Annotated in this window: 18 protein-coding genes; 7 read left to right on the top strand and 11 right to left on the bottom strand. The window is 43.3% G+C overall.

Annotation, left to right across the window (positions count from 1 at the left end):
• Positions 1-243: 243 nt before the first annotated feature.
• On the bottom strand, positions 244-1,035 hold the full coding sequence (locus JGK11_RS13885) for an HAD family hydrolase (RefSeq protein WP_293212077.1): 792 nt from the start codon (positions 1,033-1,035) through the stop codon (positions 244-246).
• Between the two features lie 287 nt (positions 1,036-1,322).
• Here JGK11_RS13885 and argB point away from each other — a divergent pair, with 287 nt between their 5' ends.
• From argB to JGK11_RS13860, 5 genes are all read left to right on the top strand, one after another.
• The gene (argB, locus tag JGK11_RS13880; RefSeq protein WP_293181842.1) at positions 1,323-2,222 is read left to right on the top strand and encodes an acetylglutamate kinase; all 900 of its coding nucleotides are present in this window, start codon (positions 1,323-1,325) and stop codon (positions 2,220-2,222) included.
• Positions 2,223-2,572: 350 nt separating this feature from the next.
• Positions 2,573-2,866, top strand: a complete 294-nt coding sequence (locus JGK11_RS13875; protein WP_096828231.1) for a DUF433 domain-containing protein — start codon at positions 2,573-2,575, stop codon at positions 2,864-2,866.
• Complete coding sequence (locus tag JGK11_RS13870; protein WP_293191651.1) at positions 2,863-3,207, top strand: DUF5615 family PIN-like protein; 345 nt, start codon at positions 2,863-2,865, stop codon at positions 3,205-3,207. The genes JGK11_RS13875 and JGK11_RS13870 overlap by 4 nt, the downstream gene beginning before the upstream one ends.
• A gap of 153 nt (positions 3,208-3,360) precedes the next feature.
• Positions 3,361-3,705, top strand: a complete 345-nt coding sequence (locus JGK11_RS13865; protein ID WP_293181858.1) for a DUF6883 domain-containing protein — start codon at positions 3,361-3,363, stop codon at positions 3,703-3,705.
• Positions 3,689-3,952: a DUF4926 domain-containing protein gene (locus JGK11_RS13860; RefSeq protein ID WP_293212076.1), complete on the top strand. Its 264-nt coding sequence runs from the start codon at positions 3,689-3,691 to the stop codon at positions 3,950-3,952. Before JGK11_RS13865 ends, JGK11_RS13860 begins: the two co-directional genes overlap by 17 nt.
• A gap of 119 nt (positions 3,953-4,071) precedes the next feature.
• Here the strand turns inward: JGK11_RS13860 and JGK11_RS13855 are convergent, their stop codons facing one another.
• The 4 genes from JGK11_RS13855 to JGK11_RS13840 are packed head-to-tail and all read right to left on the bottom strand — an operon-like array spanning position 4,072 to position 8,937.
• Positions 4,072-4,830 (bottom strand): M15 family metallopeptidase, encoded by a 759-nt coding sequence (locus tag JGK11_RS13855; RefSeq protein WP_293212075.1) that lies wholly within the window; start codon positions 4,828-4,830, stop codon positions 4,072-4,074.
• 2 nt (positions 4,831-4,832) lie between these two features.
• Entirely contained in the window at positions 4,833-5,981 is a 1,149-nt protein-coding gene (locus JGK11_RS13850; RefSeq protein ID WP_293212074.1) for an IMS domain-containing protein, read from the bottom strand.
• A 25-nt stretch (positions 5,982-6,006) separates the two neighbouring features.
• Positions 6,007-7,518: a caspase family protein gene (locus tag JGK11_RS13845; RefSeq protein WP_293212073.1), complete on the bottom strand. Its 1,512-nt coding sequence runs from the start codon at positions 7,516-7,518 to the stop codon at positions 6,007-6,009.
• Positions 7,519-7,545: 27 nt separating this feature from the next.
• The gene (locus tag JGK11_RS13840; protein ID WP_293212072.1) at positions 7,546-8,937 is read right to left on the bottom strand and encodes an FHA domain-containing protein; all 1,392 of its coding nucleotides are present in this window, start codon (positions 8,935-8,937) and stop codon (positions 7,546-7,548) included.
• A gap of 630 nt (positions 8,938-9,567) precedes the next feature.
• On the opposite strand from JGK11_RS13840, the gene JGK11_RS13835 reads away from it, so the two are divergent.
• Positions 9,568-10,071 carry a DNA-binding response regulator gene (locus tag JGK11_RS13835; protein WP_293197419.1) on the top strand — a complete coding sequence of 168 codons (504 nt, stop codon included), beginning with the start codon at positions 9,568-9,570 and terminating at the stop codon, positions 10,069-10,071.
• 273 nt (positions 10,072-10,344) lie between these two features.
• Here the strand turns inward: JGK11_RS13835 and JGK11_RS13830 are convergent, their stop codons facing one another.
• The 4 genes from JGK11_RS13830 to msrA form a co-directional block, all read right to left on the bottom strand.
• A complete protein-coding gene (locus JGK11_RS13830; RefSeq protein ID WP_293212071.1) occupies positions 10,345-10,923 on the bottom strand; it encodes a DUF948 domain-containing protein in 579 nt (192 codons plus the stop codon).
• Between the two features lie 103 nt (positions 10,924-11,026).
• Complete coding sequence (locus JGK11_RS13825; protein WP_293181877.1) at positions 11,027-11,368, bottom strand: YtxH domain-containing protein; 342 nt, start codon at positions 11,366-11,368, stop codon at positions 11,027-11,029.
• Positions 11,369-11,403: 35 nt separating this feature from the next.
• On the bottom strand, positions 11,404-11,667 hold the full coding sequence (locus JGK11_RS13820) for a hypothetical protein (RefSeq protein ID WP_293212070.1): 264 nt from the start codon (positions 11,665-11,667) through the stop codon (positions 11,404-11,406).
• A gap of 376 nt (positions 11,668-12,043) precedes the next feature.
• A complete protein-coding gene (gene msrA / locus JGK11_RS13815) occupies positions 12,044-12,697 on the bottom strand; it encodes a peptide-methionine (S)-S-oxide reductase MsrA (RefSeq protein WP_293212069.1) in 654 nt (217 codons plus the stop codon).
• A 315-nt stretch (positions 12,698-13,012) separates the two neighbouring features.
• Here msrA and JGK11_RS13810 point away from each other — a divergent pair, with 315 nt between their 5' ends.
• Positions 13,013-13,150, top strand: coding sequence for a hypothetical protein (locus JGK11_RS13810; RefSeq protein ID WP_293181883.1), 138 nt, complete (start codon positions 13,013-13,015; stop codon positions 13,148-13,150).
• Between the two features lie 398 nt (positions 13,151-13,548).
• Here JGK11_RS13810 and JGK11_RS13805 read toward each other — a convergent pair whose 3' ends face one another.
• Together JGK11_RS13805 and JGK11_RS13800 are read right to left on the bottom strand one after the other, a co-directional pair.
• A complete protein-coding gene (locus tag JGK11_RS13805; protein WP_293212068.1) occupies positions 13,549-14,475 on the bottom strand; it encodes a hypothetical protein in 927 nt (308 codons plus the stop codon).
• A complete protein-coding gene (locus JGK11_RS13800) occupies positions 14,475-16,343 on the bottom strand; it encodes a 3-oxoacyl-[acyl-carrier-protein] synthase III C-terminal domain-containing protein (protein WP_293212067.1) in 1,869 nt (622 codons plus the stop codon). The genes JGK11_RS13805 and JGK11_RS13800 overlap by 1 nt, the downstream gene beginning before the upstream one ends.
• Between the last annotated feature and the right edge of the window lie 212 nt (positions 16,344-16,555).

The raw sequence follows: 16,555 nt of genomic DNA, 5'->3' as shown, positions 1-16,555 counted from the left end.
TTAGACCTCTTGCAAAAATCGGAAAACACCCTGAAATTATCTGCGTTTATCTGTGTTTATCTGTCTGAAATCTGCGGTTGAAGGATCGATCGAAGACTTATGCAAGAGGTCTATTAGTTAGCTTAATTGGGGCTTACACACGGGTAGCGAGAAACCGGGTTTTTTACGAAAATACTTCTAATCAGCCCACTGATTCGGTAAAAAACCCGGTTTATAAAATTCGGAATGCGTCCAAGACTGTAGTCAGTCTACTATCACTTGTGGTGCTGAACCTAATAAGTGATGAACGGCAATAATCAAGTCGCTAAGAATGAAATTCGGCTGGTGCTTTTGCAGTTGATAGCGGCTGCGAATGCCGCAGGTAACGGCAATTGTAGGTATTCCCAATGCTTGTCCTGCGAGGATATCTGCTTCGGTATCTCCGATCATCCAAGCCGAGTTCAGGGATGACTCAAATTCTTCTGCAACTTCAGCCAACAATTCAGTTTTTAAGGCTGTATAGTTGTGATATGCAGCATCCGGCATCTGAGTGCCGCGAATGCTGGTAAACAATCTGGCTAAACCGTAATTTTGCAAGAGTTGAACGGCTTGATTTCTCGGCCGCAAGGTGACTAAAATCAGCCGCACGCCGCGAGAATGCAGAAGTGCGATCGCCCATTGTACTCCTGGCTGGATGCGATCTAAGTGCAACAAGTCTGGCTGATTGACAATCCGACTCACGCATCCGAGAAAAATGTGAATTTCTTCTCCCGACAAGCCGGAACTTTTGGCTATTTCAGTATCGGGGACTCGGTTTTGTTTCATTTGCCAAAACTGCTGTTTGCTGAGAATTTGGAGTTTGAGGTTGATTCCCTGGGCCGCGTAGGCTGCTTGGGTGTCGGCCAATCCCTGTTGATAGGTTGTGTAATAGCGATCGGACACATCGACAATAGGCCCGTCTAAATCGCAAAATACGGTCATCCGGGGGGACGAGTCAGCGTCTGATGGTAGCTTGTACTGAAGGTTTTCGGAGTCCGGTGTGACAGCAGTTAACATAAAAGGTTAAGTAAATCTGGGTAGCGATACATTTATTTACTTTAGCAAGAATTGTATAAGTTAGAATAGAAAGATTAAACTTAGATTATTAAGAAAACCTATTTAAATTCGGGATCCTCTTCGAGGGCTGCGCCAACGGGCGATCGGGCATGGAATGGGGCATTAATCTGCCTGCTGACTAATGACTAATGACTACTGACTAATGACTTCTTCATTCTTTTTGCATTTGTTGATGATAGCTGGAGACATTAAACTTTAGACTTAAGTTTTTAGCCATTTGTCCTCATATGCTCAAACACAGCGATTTTGCGCGGAACGTAGAAACCAATCGGGTTCAGGTGCTTTCAGAAGCACTGCCTTACATTCAACAGTTTGCCGGCCGCACGATTGTGGTCAAATACGGCGGCGCGGCAATGAAGGATGGCCGTCTCAAAGAAAAGGTAATCCGAGATATTGTGCTGCTATCCTGCGTGGGGATGCGTCCGGTGGTGGTTCACGGTGGAGGCCCGGAAATTAATATTTGGCTGGAAAAGCTGGGCATTGAGCCGCAATTTAAGGATGGTTTGAGGGTGACTGATGCCGCGACGATGGAAGTCGTGGAGATGGTTTTGGTGGGGAAGGTGAATAAGGAAATTGTTTCGTTAATTAACCAAGCTGGTGGCAAGGCAGTAGGGTTGTGCGGCATTGATGGCAATCTGATTCAAGCTCGTCCAGATGGCCGGGAGGGGATTGGGTTTGTGGGCGAAGTCAGCGGCGTAAAAATCCAGATTTTGGAGTCTTTGGTCAACAGCGGATATATTCCGGTGGTGTCGAGTGTGGCTGCGGACGAAAACGGTCAATCTTACAATATTAATGCTGACACGGTGGCTGGAGAGATTGCGGCTGGTTTGGGAGCAGAAAAGTTAATTCTGATGACTGATACTGCGGGAATTTTGGAGGATTATCACAACCCAGACAGTTTGATTGTGAAGTTAGATATTCAAGAGGCCCGACAGTTAATTGAGTCTGGGATTGTTTCTGGGGGGATGATTCCGAAGGTTAATTGTTGCGTGCGGAGTTTAGCTCAGGGCGTTAAGGCTGCTCATATTATTGATGGTCGCCTGGAACACGCTTTGCTGCAAGAAATTTTCAGCGATTCGGGTATTGGGTCGATGATTGTTGCTTCGGGATACGGTGGGACGAAGTAAAATGTATTGAAGGGCGATCGCACTTTCGGACAATAAGTGCGATCGTCCTTTGGGAAAAAGAAACAATTGCGCTACACTCAAGGCATTATGAAACTGCTTTGAGGTATTGCGTTACTGGCTTCAAATCTATATCATCGTTGTCAGTCAGTATTTTGAATAAATGACGCGGGATGCCCGCCGCAATCAAAGCTTCTAGATCGCGATCGAGCTTTGACGAGTTTTTATAGATGCCGACTTGCCTGACTTAGACAAGCTAAATTCGCTTCTTTTAAGTTATGTTAAAGTGTAATCAAGGAAACCGAGTTTTAGCGTAAGTTATAATCAAGATTAATGTGTCCGGTTAATTTCCCATGACTACACAATCTGCTTCGCGTTATGTCGCACGTCACCCTGAAATCTTGCAAGGGGAACCAATTATCGCAGGAACGAGAACTTCCGTTCGTGCGATCGTGGAATTGTGGCGTTTGGGTATTACTCCTGAAGAAATCCCGATGCACTTACCTCATCTGAAATTAGCTCAAATTTTTGACGCACTGAGCTTTTATTTGGATAACCAGGAAGAAATAAATACTTATATTGAGCGCAATCGAATTCCCGAAGAATTGATTCATCCTGCTGTGAAAGCTGCCATGAAAAAACCGTGAAACTATTTGCAACTATTCATACAGATGAAGATGTTTCTAGGCTGGTAGCGACTTTGCTGCGGGCTAGGGGTTTTGATGTGACGACAACGAGCGAACAGGGAATGTTGAGTCAATTGGATAATCAACAATTGGCTTATGCTGCATCTGTCGATCGATGTTTGCTCACTCACAATCGTGTGGATTTTGAGCGATTACACCTAGAATATATGACAGAAGGATGGGAACATTCTGGAATTATTGTGACTCCTCAAAAGAACGCCTATGAGATTGTCCAACGGGTTGCTATTCTATTAAATACGTTGACGGCTGATGAAATCGCCAATCAGCTTTTATATGTGTAAATTGAGCGTCTATTGAAAAATGAGCGATCGTCCTTTGGGATTCGACATGGGAAAGGCGATCGCACTTTCGGACAATAAGGGCGATCGCACAGCGACAAAGCATATACCTTACAATAAAAATTGAAAATAATTAGGGGGTGAGCAGGAGTTATAATGAAACTACCCAATGGCGATCGGGCTGAAGTTTCTCTGCAAAAGCTAGTCGGCTACTGCTTAAATCCAGAGCATTCTCGCGGAAAACACAAAGCCAGAGTCTTTGCATCGGTTTTGGGAATCACGGCTAACAATGCAGAAGTTTTGCAAGAGCTTATTCAAAAAGCAGCCATTGAAGGTGAAGTTGTCCAAGAAAATACTACTGATTTTGGGCAACAGTTTAAAGTTGATTGGACTGTACCCGATACAGCGGGGATTGAGCTTCGGACAATCTGGGAAATTACTTTGACTAATTCTAACCCTCGTTTGATTTCAGCTTTTTTAAACCATGATAAAAAACTTTAGACTTTTGGATTCTGTGGCGATTCTCAAGCCGGTTTCAAATACGCGATTAACGCTAGTGGAACCGGAATACGAATCTGTTTCTAGTTTGCCAGTAGGACTTGTGGGAACTATTGTCGAAGTGTATGATACGGGAAGGGAATGTCAGTATTTAGTGGAGTTTGCTGATAGTCAAGGGATTGAATATGCTATGGCTATTTTGAAGGCAGATGAAATTTTAGTTCTGCAATATGAACTTGCAGTTGCTTAGGAATGTGAGGGGAATAGAAGTTCGATAAGGGCGATCGCACTTTCGGACAATAAGGGCGATCGCCCTTTGGAAAGGGGAGAGCGGCGATTTTAACTGTTTGTAATTAGTAGTTGTATAAACTAGCGATAATTTCTACTGACTGCAAAAACCTCAGCAGCGCGAGGCGAACCAATAAAACGCCAATGCCACGGCTCATAACTTACTCCTTGAGTATTGTTAGCAGGAAAAGATATTTCAAAACCAAACTCTTTGGCATGAACGCTCAGCCATTGGTAAGCCTTACTTTTTTCAAATTCATAGGTGATATCCTGCTTTGGAAAGGAACCATCTGCTAAATCTACAGCATAACCAGTGTGATGTTCGCTATGACCGGGAGGTGCACTCATTTTAGCAGCTTCTTCAGGTGAACCGCGTTTTTGAATCTGATTTTTGAATAGCAATTCTTGATTGGCAAAATCGCGAAAACCTGATACAGGAACAATCCAAACTCCTAGATCCCGTGCTGCATAAATCATCTTCATCAATTGCAACGCGGCTTCTTTATCTAGTTGCTCAAATCGTTGATACTCCTGCTGGGCATAACTAGCAACTGTCATCAATTTAGTGCGATCGGCTTCTGCATAGGGAAAATGACCGTACTTTGGTTCTTTATCTATTTGAGTGCTGGGCAACATTGGCGGAGATGTGTTAATACTAGGTGCTGGATTTAAAGCTGGCTGTTCGGGAACTGCTGGATAATTTTTAGTTGCTACAGGAGTCTGCACTGCTGAGTAATGGTCTAACAACTGTCTGATTGTTAGGGTAGCGAAAACCACTGCTACCGCGCTGAGAATAATTATCGAAGCCCAACGAAACCAAGGCAAATTAAATAATTTCATAACTAATCTTTTGCTTGTCTATCAGCTATTTTCCAAGTACCGTTTTCGAGATTTAGTATAAATCTATAAGTTTTCAAATTAGTCTCGGATTTATCGATTGCTCCGTTAATATAGAGAGTATAATCTTCTGCGATAGAAACCTCCACTTCGGCGATCGAACCAACCTGGTTAAAGTAGCCAGTAGCTTGTGCCTCTTGCTTGCGGAATTGATAATAAGCATTATTTTTTTGCAGCCAATCGATCGAACCTTCTGGTTTGACAATATCTTCATAAACTTTTCCAGTTGTGAGGCTAGCTGCTAATTGGCGATCGAAGGGAGGGCCGAAAATCCTTGACTTTGCTTGCTGCCAACTCTTAATTAAATTAACAGATTCTTCTTTGGTGAGACTGTTTGCTTGCGGAACAGGGTTAGGGGAAGTCTGCGGTACGGATTGGCTAACGGGAGGGGGAGATGAATCTGGTGTAGCAAATATTTCTGGAGTTTTCTTAGAAGTTAACAAGGTGGTCAAACCAAAGGCTGCTAGTGCAATTAAAGCTGCACTTCCTGCCCCGATTAATCCCCACTGCCACGGCAGTAATTTAGGTTTTTCTTGAGGTTGTGACACATATGTAGGTTGTACCGATTGGTAAGTGTTTTGTACCGGATATGCAATAACATTTGCAGGAGTTGGATTCATTGCTTGGAGCATTTGCGCGGCATTAGCATAGCGATACTGAGGTTGAGGTGCGATCGCCCTTTCCAAAACCATCACTAATTGGTCGCTAACTACGCAATCATCCTGCCAATTCCAAGTCCCGTCATAATTTCGCAAAACTTCAGAACTTTTCCCTGTCAATAGCACAATTATTGTTACTCCTAAAGCATAAATATCTCCGGCAAAACTCACTTGCCCTGTCTGCAATTGCTCCGGTGCCACATAACTAGAAATGACAAAACTACTAGCCTGAACTAAAACCGCTTTTAAACTCACTTTCTCTTGTACGAAAGTATCCAGAGAAATAGCGCCGTGTACCAATCCCTGATCGTGCAACTGTGCCAATTGTGGCAGGACTTGTCGCAAAAAATCTGTCACTTCTGGCTCAGAAAAGCCTCGCCCCTGGCGATTGCTTAACACAATGCGATAAGGTATTCCTTGGCTCTGATTTTGCATAAACCACTATTCCTTTAGATACTTCCTAATTATTTAACTCTATACTTTTGATAATTTCAGCCATTTGTGTGGCTTTAATGATAGAACTTAACCGATGACTGCTCCATCTTAAATTTCCTTCTCGCGATAATTCATTCGCTCTTTGATAATAGTCAATTTCTCCAAAATGCTTATATTCTGTTGATTGTGTAAGACGGCGTTTGCAATAATAACAGCAGTAACTGACGACTAACTTAAACACTTTTAATTCAAAAGCGCCAAATTCTTCTGGAGAAGCTGATCGCAACATTTTCCAGACATCATCAGCGTCATAAGGCTCCAGGTTTTCTAAATATCGATACTTGTTAAAAATTCCTTTAACAAGGTTGTCAAAACCTGCTTTTGGTTTTTCAGGGGTCTGATAAATGCGATCGCCAAATTGGACTTCACTGTGAAAGTTTGCCCCTTGATTGTTGTAATTAGTAGAATCCTGCTGGTTGTAAGTGTCCCCATTGCGATTTTCAACGTTCATTTTTCCACCTTGAGTATTATAAATAGTTTCGCCATGATTGTTTTGAATATCACCTCCAAGAGCTATATTTCCTGTGTTCGTTCCCTGATTGCCCACAACATCGCGACCAGATGCTATACTGCGATCGCCTGATGCTTGAATAATTTGATTCATCTTCTCAGCCGTTTTTTCCTTCACAGATTCCCATCCATCTACCGGCAAACCTTTGCCACCTTGTAACATAGCAACAGCAACAGTAAAGTCCTCGCTAGAAATGTCGAAATTAGGCGTTTGTTTAGCGTTGCATTGAATCTGGGCGCTTTCCGGCACAGCTTTCGCTAAATAATTCATAATATTAGAAAGACACACATTGGTATCATGAGGCTGATTCCCTCCACCTTGCAGCGCTTCAATAAGATGGTAAGTGTAGATACTCATCTTATTATCGGTACGGATGTAAGATTGTTCCCCTCCATCGCAGGATGTAAAAACCGCTCGTCCTTTACCTTGACTGAGGTTGGCAGTTATCTCTTTGGGCGGTGCAGTTTGTACAAAACCAGATGGCAGTTTCATTACAACTTCTTCGCTTTTAGCACTTGCCATCCCCTGTGCGTGGCAACTGTCAATTACAACGAACAGTCGCTTAGCTTTAATTTGGCGTAATGCACTATTAAAATCTTCAGCCGAAAGCGTAGTGTTTGGGATGTCGAAAGGCTCGACATCGTGCGTTATTAGATAGTATTTACCAGTATCGTGAAGTAAGCCGTGACCGGAAAAATACACAAAAATAGTGGCTTCTGAGTCTTTAGCAGCTTGTTCTTGCAACCAGACTAAACCGTCCAAAATCTTATCGCGTGTAGCCTTAGTATCGTGAAGTAAACGGATGTGTTGCTGATTGTCTGGGTAGGAGCAGAAATTGGGATCTGTGAGAATAGATTGAAGTGCATTAATGTCTTTGACGGTAACAGGAAGCGACCAGCTTTTATAGTTAGCGCATTCACCAACACCAATGAGCAGTGCATAACCGTGGTTGAAAGTATTAGACATCTTTACTAATTCTCCAAGTTAGTTTATTTAATCAAAAAGACTCTGGCGTCGTTCGCTCACTGATTCTGTTCTGATAAAACCAGGTTTTCTTTGTCTCACCTGCTGGCGAATGTTGTGAGCTGCATCTCTGGCAGTTGAATTATAAGATCTTGAACTTGATTCCGAAATCATGCGAATATCAATTATAGGGAATATAACTTCCTTGCTATCTGTAGTCGTAATCAGAATTGCTTCTCCATATATCTCTTTACTAACTTTTAGTAAATGTGAAACATTTGATGAAGAAATTTCGATCGTTTTTACAGACACAATACTATCATAAAGGTACTCACAAGTTTCATCTCTTAATGAGGTTCCTCTGATAAAATTCCACTTACATCTGTAATATGCTATGAAGTTTTTACACGGAAATATCGCAATAAAGTCATAAATGCTATATTTATTATTTTTGTCAATTCCGGGTTCGCAAAAATAATCACTTATGCCTACAGTATCTATTAGTTCTTTCCAATTAATAAAATTAGAATCGCTTAGTTTCTGACTAACTCCACTGAACAGCCGTATCGGTTTGCCGTCAATTATATTTCCGATATCTTCCCCATTTCCTTCCACAATTCTCAATTCCTGCTGACCAATATCAATCAGTTGTTGCAGATCGTATTCTAGCCATTTCTGAATTTGCTCGTCTGATATTGGGGGACGCAGAGTTTTGAAATTATATAAAATGACTGCAATAATACTTAGCATAAATGTGTACCAAGTATTAATGAAAAGTGTAATAATTATTAACATCATGAAAACATAGACCAAAATTCCATCTAGAGGCAATCGCTTTTCCTTGATAGATGCTATAAAGTCGTCTACCACTTTTTTGATAATGCTTTCCAGGACTACTGCCGCATTATTGCGTTTTCTTAAGCATTCAAAATAGGCTCGAATTAACTTTCGATCTGGCTCTTGTGAAATTCTTTGTGAACTTTGTGGCGGTACGGTAGCAGGATGCGATATTGGTATGGATGGAGAGTAGATTGACGGACTTGGAATTGTCTGTGCTGACACTGGTTTACTCTGATTAACAGTTGGTTGTGATGTCTGTTGTTGAGTTACATTCACGCTGTTATCTATAGGTGTTGCGACCAATAAAACTCCACCAGCGATCGCAATTCGCGTTTCAGCTTTGATGGAATAATCAGTTATCGGCTGACTGTCAATGAAAGTGCCATTTTTACTACCTAAGTCGCAGACGTGCCAAGTATTCGTATATTGGTTAAAACTGAATTTCAGATGGCGGGTGTCCACAACATTAACGTTGGGTAGAGGAATGTCGCAGTCTGAGCCACTGCCAATAACGTACTCTCTCCCGTTTGGCTTCAGCGTCCAACTTTGACCAGTTTGTTCTAACTTAAGTTTGAGTTGCATGAATTTTGGTTAAAGTTTAATAGATTTTTCAGATCATCTAGAGCCTGTCTCAGTCAGCCATCTGTGGAATTATTACCACCAATAGCCCCAAAAGTAAGACACAAACTGAGTTTAAAAGGGTTGTCCTCCCTAATTTTTCTTAGCTGCCCTAGGTTCTTGTGAACTTCCATATAGCTATCAGCCTGAGTCCGCAAGTTTTATGCAAAATACTGCTTTTTTGTTATAAAACTTTACCTAGCACCGTCTGACGTTCGGAGATAGTAGTTTTGAGATTAATTGAAACGATCGCCCTAATGCACCCTAAGCCCCGACGAACCGCAACAGTAGCGGTACTTCTCAAGCTCTATTTATCTATCAGGCTCAGTCCCCAAGTTTTATGCAAAATACTGGTTTTTTGTTACAAAACTTTATCCAGCGCCGTCTGACGTTCGCAGATATTAGCTTTGAGGTTCGTTGCAGCGATCGCGCCCATTGTTGAATCTGAGTATTCCTACTCGGCGTCACACCGCATCAACGAACTCAACTGAAGTTGATATCTGTAACATTACACTTTGTAAATTTAAATGTCAACTAACGAACATTAGCAATTTTGGTTATGCTAGCGTTAGCTAAATATCATAAAATCTGAAAATGGCACAAAAAGAAGACTTATTTGCCGAAGCAGCCCAAAACTGGGACTTAGAAAGGCTTTACGAAGCTTTCGCAGAAGCTAAACGGCAAATCTCTCCCCGATCGCGCAGAGGACTAACAGACACTGAAAAGCTTTATCTCCGAGGACTACTTTCCGGTTGCAGTCCCGCCGAAATAGCTAAAAAAATGTTTCAGACTCCCAAAAGTGCAGAGGTTTATCTGTGTAAGACTTTATACCAATATGTTAAAAAACTGGCAGATTTACCGAACGAACCAGTGGGAAATTGGAGAAATGTTTGCGATCGGCTAGAGGAAGGAGGATTTAAAGTTCAGTCGTCAGCACAATTTAAAGTTAATAATTCTTTGCCGACAGAAGCATTAGTAAAAATAGTTAATATAGGTTGGCTTGAACAAAGTACAATATCGATGGATATCAATATTCAGTTAACATTCCCTTCAACTTCAGAAACTCCAAAAAAAGAAGACTTAGATAAAAACGGTTAGATGTGCGATCGCACAACCCAAACAAATCCCACAAATCAACCCTCTCTTCTCTTAGTCCGCGGAGGCGGACATCGTTTGTATAGCCGCGGTTTCAACCGCCGAGGCTTCCTCGATCTACCTACGCGCGGTTTCAACCGCCGAGGCTTCGTTGATCTACGCGCGGTTTCAACCGCCGAGGCTTCGTTGATCTACGCGCGGTTTCAACCGCCGAGGCTTCCTTGATTTACGCGCGGTTTCAACCGCCGAGGCTTCCTTGATCTACTATCCAAAACATCAAGAATCGCCCGATCGCACTTCCTCAAAATCTTCAGCATCCGCCGGCAAACCAGAACCCTCGCCATTCCTCAACCGTGGCGATTCGCCATTACCCGCACCCGCAGCGTAACCCCCAGAATACCTGTCATCCAAACCCGAATCCCTCAGCGAAATCGCGCTTCTTTGACTCTGCGACAATCGATCAGATCGGCGATTTGTCCCAGAAATCGGCGGCTTCCGAGTTAAAGTTTTCCAAGCAGCCTTAATCCCCGTCACCACGCTGCGAGTTGTCACCTGCACGTTTTGCGCCTGCTTCTTCGCGCTACCAATACTGCGATCGACTTGTTTGACAACCTCCCCCGCACTTTGCACCCCATCGCTGACATCATCCGTCAACTCGCTAATTTCCAGCCCCGTCAACCGAATCGCCTCCAAAGTCGGCGGAAACTCGCGCGAAAGCGTGTCAGCCAGCTTTTCCACGCTGCGGGCTGCCCTTGCTAGCGCTTGCACCGCAGGTATTAAAGTCACTAAAACAGCAGTTAGGCTAACCGCCACTAGCAAAATCGAAAGTCCTAGCCAAAATATGGGGTCACTCACTTGAATCTCGGATTTGGGGCTGACCTAAGTGTTGCAGTAAATCAATGATTGCGATCGACTCACAATGATTAAAATACCTTATTTTTGGTTGATCCTGACCTTGTTAGCGGACGGGAGGGCGCGACGGGGGAGTCACTTCGACTTCAGTTTCCGACAGTGTTTGACGTTCGCGCTGAGTCGCTTCTAAGCCCGCTGCGATCGCCTCCTTCAATCTAACCAAAGTTTCGTCCCAATTTCGCAGTGCAGTTTCCGAAAGTCGATCGGCTTGCAATTGGACGCTAGTCGATAAATCCTCCGCCAACTCCGGCAAAGCATCGGCCGATTTTTTCAATATCTGCCGCGTCTCCTTGCCCGTTCGCGGTGCCATCAGCAAGCCAGTCACGGCCCCGATCGCCGAACCCACCAACAGACCGCCAATAAATAATCCCGAACGTTTACTTGACATTTTTATAACTTCTCTCCATACAACTTTAGGATACCTTACCTCAAAGGTCGTGAAGCGAAGCTATCCCGTAGGGAATCGCGCCTGAGCCAAAGCATCCGCCCCAAACCCAGCAATCCCAAAAGTTGCTGAACCTGTTGCAGTTGCGATTCCAGTTGTTGATAATCCCGGCGTAATTGGTGAGCACCTTGCTGCCTTTTAGCCAAGAAATTCGGCGATTTTGCCAGGACATTGCTGCTACAGCGCTCGATTGCTGCGATCCGAACTTCAAAACGTGCGATCGTCCGTCTAATTTTCCACACTTTCGCAGCGATATAAAAACAGACCAGAGATATCATTAAATTGATAATTACAACAGCCGTCAGCATTTCTCACCTATTTTCAACTACTAACACATTCCGCTGTTTGTGGCGAAATTCTAGCCCTATCTTCTAGGGACACAGCAGTGTTCATAGTGTCAAATCAAGTCTGAAGCCTGAGAAATCTCGCTTTTATCTGAGGCCCGATCCCCCTAAATCCCCTTTAATAAGGGGGACTTTGATAACTTCCTGTCCCCCCCTTCTTAAGGGGGGCTAGGGGGGATCAGGCCTTAATCGTCAGACAGATGTCTGTGACTACATTTGAGATTAAATTAACACCAACGAACATGATTGTGTCCCCATCAAGCCGGATAAACTCTCAAGCCTGAGACATAGCAGGCAAACAAACCTTAGTACCGCCCAAACCGCAATAACCGTTAGGGTTCTTAGCAAGATACTGCTGGTGATAGCTTTCTGCGTAATAAAACTCAGGAGCATCAATGATTTCAGTAGTAATCTTACCGTAACCAGCGGGCGTCAAAGCTTGCTGGTAAGCATCCCGCGAAGCTTCAGCTAGCTGCTTTTGGCTGGCTGAATACGTGTAAATGCCCGATCGATATTGAGTACCCGAATCATTACCCTGACGCATTCCCTGAGTCGGATTGTGACTTTCCCAAAAAACTTTTAGCAGCGTTTCGTAACTCACTACTTTCGGATCGAACACAACCAAAACAACTTCATTATGTCCCGTCATCCCGCTGCAAACTTCATTGTAAGTAGGATTCGGAGTAATCCCCGCAGCGTAGCCAACCGCAGTCGAAAAAACACCTTTTTCCTGCCAAAATTTGCGTTCCGCGCCCCAAAAACAGCCCAGGCCAAACATCGCAGTTTCCATGCCGTTTGGAAACGGAGGCTTGAGGGGATTGCCATTAACAAAGTGAGTTGCCGGTATCGGCATCAACTCTGCCCGTCCCGGCAATGCGTCTTGGGGAGACGGCAGACTCGACTTTTTGCCAAATCCAAATAGCGCCATAAGTTTGTGAGGAGATCTCTGATAAACGTCTTTACCTTACTTAATAATATCAGATTTTTGCGGAAAATAGTCGGCCTTTTGAAGATAGACGATAAAAGGCACGAGGCAGAATTGTTTTTCGGAGTTTTTTTGTGATACCGCTCACTATAAATGAATTTTTCAATCACACTACATAGTGCTATCTGTCACCATAAAATGCCTGAAATATCACCTGTTGTTGAGGCAACAATCACCCGGATATTCTGCAAAACAGGCGATCATTAAAAGTATGGCGTTGTAGAATTATTCAATACGATTTATTTGGAGTGTGTAGAAATGGCAGCTAAACCTTGCAATAAACCTTTAAAATCTAATCCATTTATTACTTACCGCGATCCGATTACAGGTAAGTGGATTGTGATCTATCATGATTTGTCGAAATTAGCAGAACAACCACAGCTAGCACTGGCTTGAGATTTTTTATTGATTTTATCTTAAAATCAAGAATGTTTGGCAACTTGTTGGGTGGCTCAGCTTAGAGGTTTTCGATGATTAAGCAAATCAAATTATACCAATTTGCCAAATTAATGCAAGAGTATATGCAGGGTGTGGATCCCTCGACAATCTCTAAAAAAGAGTAAAAATCGGTGGGCGACGCACCTTACACATTGGGTGCACTAAACAACCCTCCGTTTCACTCCGGCCAACAATTTTATAGTTGCCACATTTTTTATAAATGGTATTATATCATATCACTCAATTATCCTTAGTAAAATTTTTTGTAGTGAGGCATTTAGTTATCTTGAAATTATGCGGACTGAAGTCCTCACTACGAACCTATTTGAGTGTTTTTATTCTAGAGCTGATGCACCCTAATTTTCAGCATTGCTCATCTGTTTTTGTAGTTCTAAGTACCGATAGAGATATTCCGAAATTATTCCGTGCAAAAACAAGTCGCGTGCCGCATTAAACGGACTGTTGGGCGCTAGCGGATGGCGGTTGACAATTACATGATTCCAGTCATGATTTCCGGTAATCTCGCTGACGTACACTCCGAAGTTTTCATCTAACTGAAGCGACATCACCGCTCGCGCAAATTCGTCGCTAGTCAAACAGAGAGAATAAAATACTTTAAACAATTCGATCGCAGATTCTAAATCCAAAATCCTCAGCCACCTCGGTCTTTCAAAATCTATTGCAACTGTTACAGGTTGAATGCTATCATAATTAATTCCGCGTTTTTGGACAAGCTGCAACCAGTTGGGATTTGTCAGTATTGCTTGGTTGTAGTCCCAGACAAAGTTATACAAAATTAAGTCGTGTTCGAGAAAGGCATTGTCAGCTAAATCGCTAACTGTGCGCGGATAAAGTTTTGACTTTTCAATCTCGGTATCCGGGCCGTTGTCAATTAAGAAGTTGATAATGTTGGAGCCGATGCTGATGTGCCGCACAATTAAATAACAAGCTTCGGGCGAGACAAAGTTATTTAGGAAAAATGCAGCCGATTTGTGCATTAAAGTGTAAGCACGAAATTGAAACGGCAACAAACGCTTTGCTATCATAATTACCGCTAGCAACAAGTTAGCAATTATTTTGATCGGGATGAGCAAATAATTGCGAGTCCAGTTTTGCAAATCCCGCATCATATATGCTTTTGCAACTAAATCGACGGGAATTGACCGATCGCAAAACAGGACATCCCAAACATTCGGATCTCGGCGGTTGTACGGTTTGGTAGCGTAAGGGACTTTCTGCTCGTCGGGAAGAGTTTTGATATCTTGTTTTTGCAGCTTTTGCATTAGCGGATTTCCTCCAATTGCAATAGATATAAACGAGCAGTGACGCGGGCGGTTTTGACAATACGACGGGCGATGTCCTCTGTCATCCATTCGGCATTAATCAAATTTTCTAATTTGGCTAAATGCGACTCGTCATTAGCTCCGTGATAAGCTAAAAACGATACTTGTTCGTCTTGCAAACCGAGAGTTTCTTTGATTTGTTTTGCCCACTTTCCCGCCAACCGATTTCCCAATCCTTCGATGATAAACATACTGCCAATTAAATCAACCGGATTTTCCCGCGATGCTTGGTGGAAGATAAAAGCTGACAGTGCTTCGCTGCCAATATTCTTATCATATTCCACAATTTTTGACAACTCGCCGCCGACAGAAACATAATTCCGTTCTAACATTTGATAGTCGCGGTGTTCGTCTTGGGCGTGGCCGATAAAAGTCGATCGCAAACGAAAGTCAGTCATGTTAGATGCAGCCCGAGCAATCCAGCGAGCTCCCTCCACAACTTGCGGGCGGAGATTGCACAGCAAAGCTTGATAGTCTTCTATTGTAAACTCTCCCCGGTACAATTTGCGGACAATGGGAACGGAACGAATTTCGCGATCGAATCTCAGCCAAATCCAGGCTAACTCCCGCAACAAATAAGCTTGCGGAGAGTAAAGCATTTCCGGTTTAACACTTTCGAGAGGGGAAGCTTCGGGAAAATCAGCAGATTTAGACATTTGAGAAATCATAGGTTTATTGGTGCTTTCCACAGCAGTTAACATCATGTATGCCGTAGTAAAGCGACCGCTTTCCGGAACAAAACAAAATATTTTTTGTCCGGGCTTTAATTTGTCCGAATTGAACAATTCCTCTAACATTAAATAAATCGAGGCGCAGCCTGTATTTCCCCGCGAGTACAAGTTAGTAAACCATTTTTCTTCGGGAATCATGCAGCCTGCTTGTTCCAAAAGTTCGACAATTTGTCCCCGGAAAAAGTGAGAGGAATAGTGGCACAGCAGCCAGTCAATTTCCTGCGGACAAACTCTCCCTGATTTAATCAAGCCCAGCCAACCTTCAACGCCTAATTTCATTACATTGTCTAGCAAGCGAATATTTTGCCGCAAGTCAAAGGCTCCGGCTGTGGCTGCATCGAGGTAGGATGAATAATCTAACCAGCTTTTGGTTGATGTTTCGTTTGCTAATCCTGAATACATACAAACTGGATAGGCGTTGGCGTGGGAAATCAATTCAATCCATTCTATTTTTAAGCTAATTCCTGAGGCATTCGGATGGTTTTGGAGCAAAAATGCTCCGGCGCCGTCGGATAGCATCCAACGCAGAAATTCTGTATCGAAAGGTAGGGGTTTTCCGGCTTGGACTGATGTTTCTACTTCAAATTTGCTGTTTTTGAACAGGCGCGAGGGAAATTCGGAGGCTACAGCGATGGCTGTTTGTTTTTTGCCGAGTTCGAGTTGAGATGCGACGTAATTTAAGGCGGTAATTCCGGCGCAGCAAACTCCTTGAGTTGAAACTATTTCTAGGGGAGATAGTTCGGAAAGTTCCCCATGTACTGTGCTGGCAAATCCTGGTACTAATAAGTCTGGTAAAGTGGTGGCGCAGGCTAATAAGTCGATCGCCCCTGGTTCCAAATTTGCCTGGGCGATCGCATCCCGGACAGCAAACGCTGCCATTTGGCTGTTAGAATAGAGTGTTTGCTGCTGTTTGTCGATCGCGTAATAGCGCTGTTTAATCCCGTTACTGTTGAGAATGCGCTGTCTGACTCTCGAAGGGCGATCGGCAATTTTGCCTAGATACTCCTCCATCTCATCATTATTAATCGCTTCTCCCGGCAAAAATTTCCCAATCCGATTGATATAAGCGCTGTGCATACCCTAAACCTCTCAAAATACTAATTTAGTCGAGTTCGTTGTTTGTTAAGTAAGTAAGTAAGTAAGTGAGTGTAAATCAATTTAACCAGAAAGAATTGGTTGAAAGCCCGCCCGATCGGGAGAAATTAAAATCAGACTATTCATTACTCCAATCCTCGGACTTAAGGGTAGAGGCCGCTCTCAAACTGTCAACTGTCAACTGTCAACTGTCA

It is taken from the genome of Microcoleus sp. PH2017_34_RAT_O_A, assembly GCF_020737885.1.
Lineage (GTDB): Bacteria > Cyanobacteriota > Cyanobacteriia > Cyanobacteriales > Microcoleaceae > Microcoleus.
Note: the sequence above shows the minus strand (reverse complement) of the source record. Positions and strands in the feature narration are given on the sequence as shown.

Excerpts from the sequence above, each read along its gene's own strand:
- JGK11_RS13865 (WP_293181858.1), top strand. The coding sequence starts at position 3,361 with ATGAAACTACCCAATGGCGATCGGGCTGAAGTTTCTCTGCAAAAGCTA.
- JGK11_RS13800 (WP_293212067.1), bottom strand. The coding sequence starts at position 16,343 with ATGCACAGCGCTTATATCAATCGGATTGGGAAATTTTTGCCGGGAGAA.
- JGK11_RS13875 (WP_096828231.1), top strand. The coding sequence starts at position 2,573 with ATGACTACACAATCTGCTTCGCGTTATGTCGCACGTCACCCTGAAATC.
- msrA (WP_293212069.1), bottom strand. The coding sequence starts at position 12,697 with ATGGCGCTATTTGGATTTGGCAAAAAGTCGAGTCTGCCGTCTCCCCAA.
- JGK11_RS13885 (WP_293212077.1), bottom strand. The coding sequence starts at position 1,035 with ATGTTAACTGCTGTCACACCGGACTCCGAAAACCTTCAGTACAAGCTA.
- JGK11_RS13825 (WP_293181877.1), bottom strand. The coding sequence starts at position 11,368 with ATGTCAAGTAAACGTTCGGGATTATTTATTGGCGGTCTGTTGGTGGGT.
- JGK11_RS13845 (WP_293212073.1), bottom strand. The coding sequence starts at position 7,518 with ATGTCTAATACTTTCAACCACGGTTATGCACTGCTCATTGGTGTTGGT.
- JGK11_RS13805 (WP_293212068.1), bottom strand. The coding sequence starts at position 14,475 with ATGCAAAAGCTGCAAAAACAAGATATCAAAACTCTTCCCGACGAGCAG.
- JGK11_RS13835 (WP_293197419.1), top strand. The coding sequence starts at position 9,568 with ATGGCACAAAAAGAAGACTTATTTGCCGAAGCAGCCCAAAACTGGGAC.
- JGK11_RS13840 (WP_293212072.1), bottom strand. The coding sequence starts at position 8,937 with ATGCAACTCAAACTTAAGTTAGAACAAACTGGTCAAAGTTGGACGCTG.
- JGK11_RS13810 (WP_293181883.1), top strand. The coding sequence starts at position 13,013 with ATGGCAGCTAAACCTTGCAATAAACCTTTAAAATCTAATCCATTTATT.
- JGK11_RS13860 (WP_293212076.1), top strand. The coding sequence starts at position 3,689 with ATGATAAAAAACTTTAGACTTTTGGATTCTGTGGCGATTCTCAAGCCG.
- JGK11_RS13855 (WP_293212075.1), bottom strand. The coding sequence starts at position 4,830 with ATGAAATTATTTAATTTGCCTTGGTTTCGTTGGGCTTCGATAATTATT.
- JGK11_RS13850 (WP_293212074.1), bottom strand. The coding sequence starts at position 5,981 with ATGCAAAATCAGAGCCAAGGAATACCTTATCGCATTGTGTTAAGCAAT.
- argB (WP_293181842.1), top strand. The coding sequence starts at position 1,323 with ATGCTCAAACACAGCGATTTTGCGCGGAACGTAGAAACCAATCGGGTT.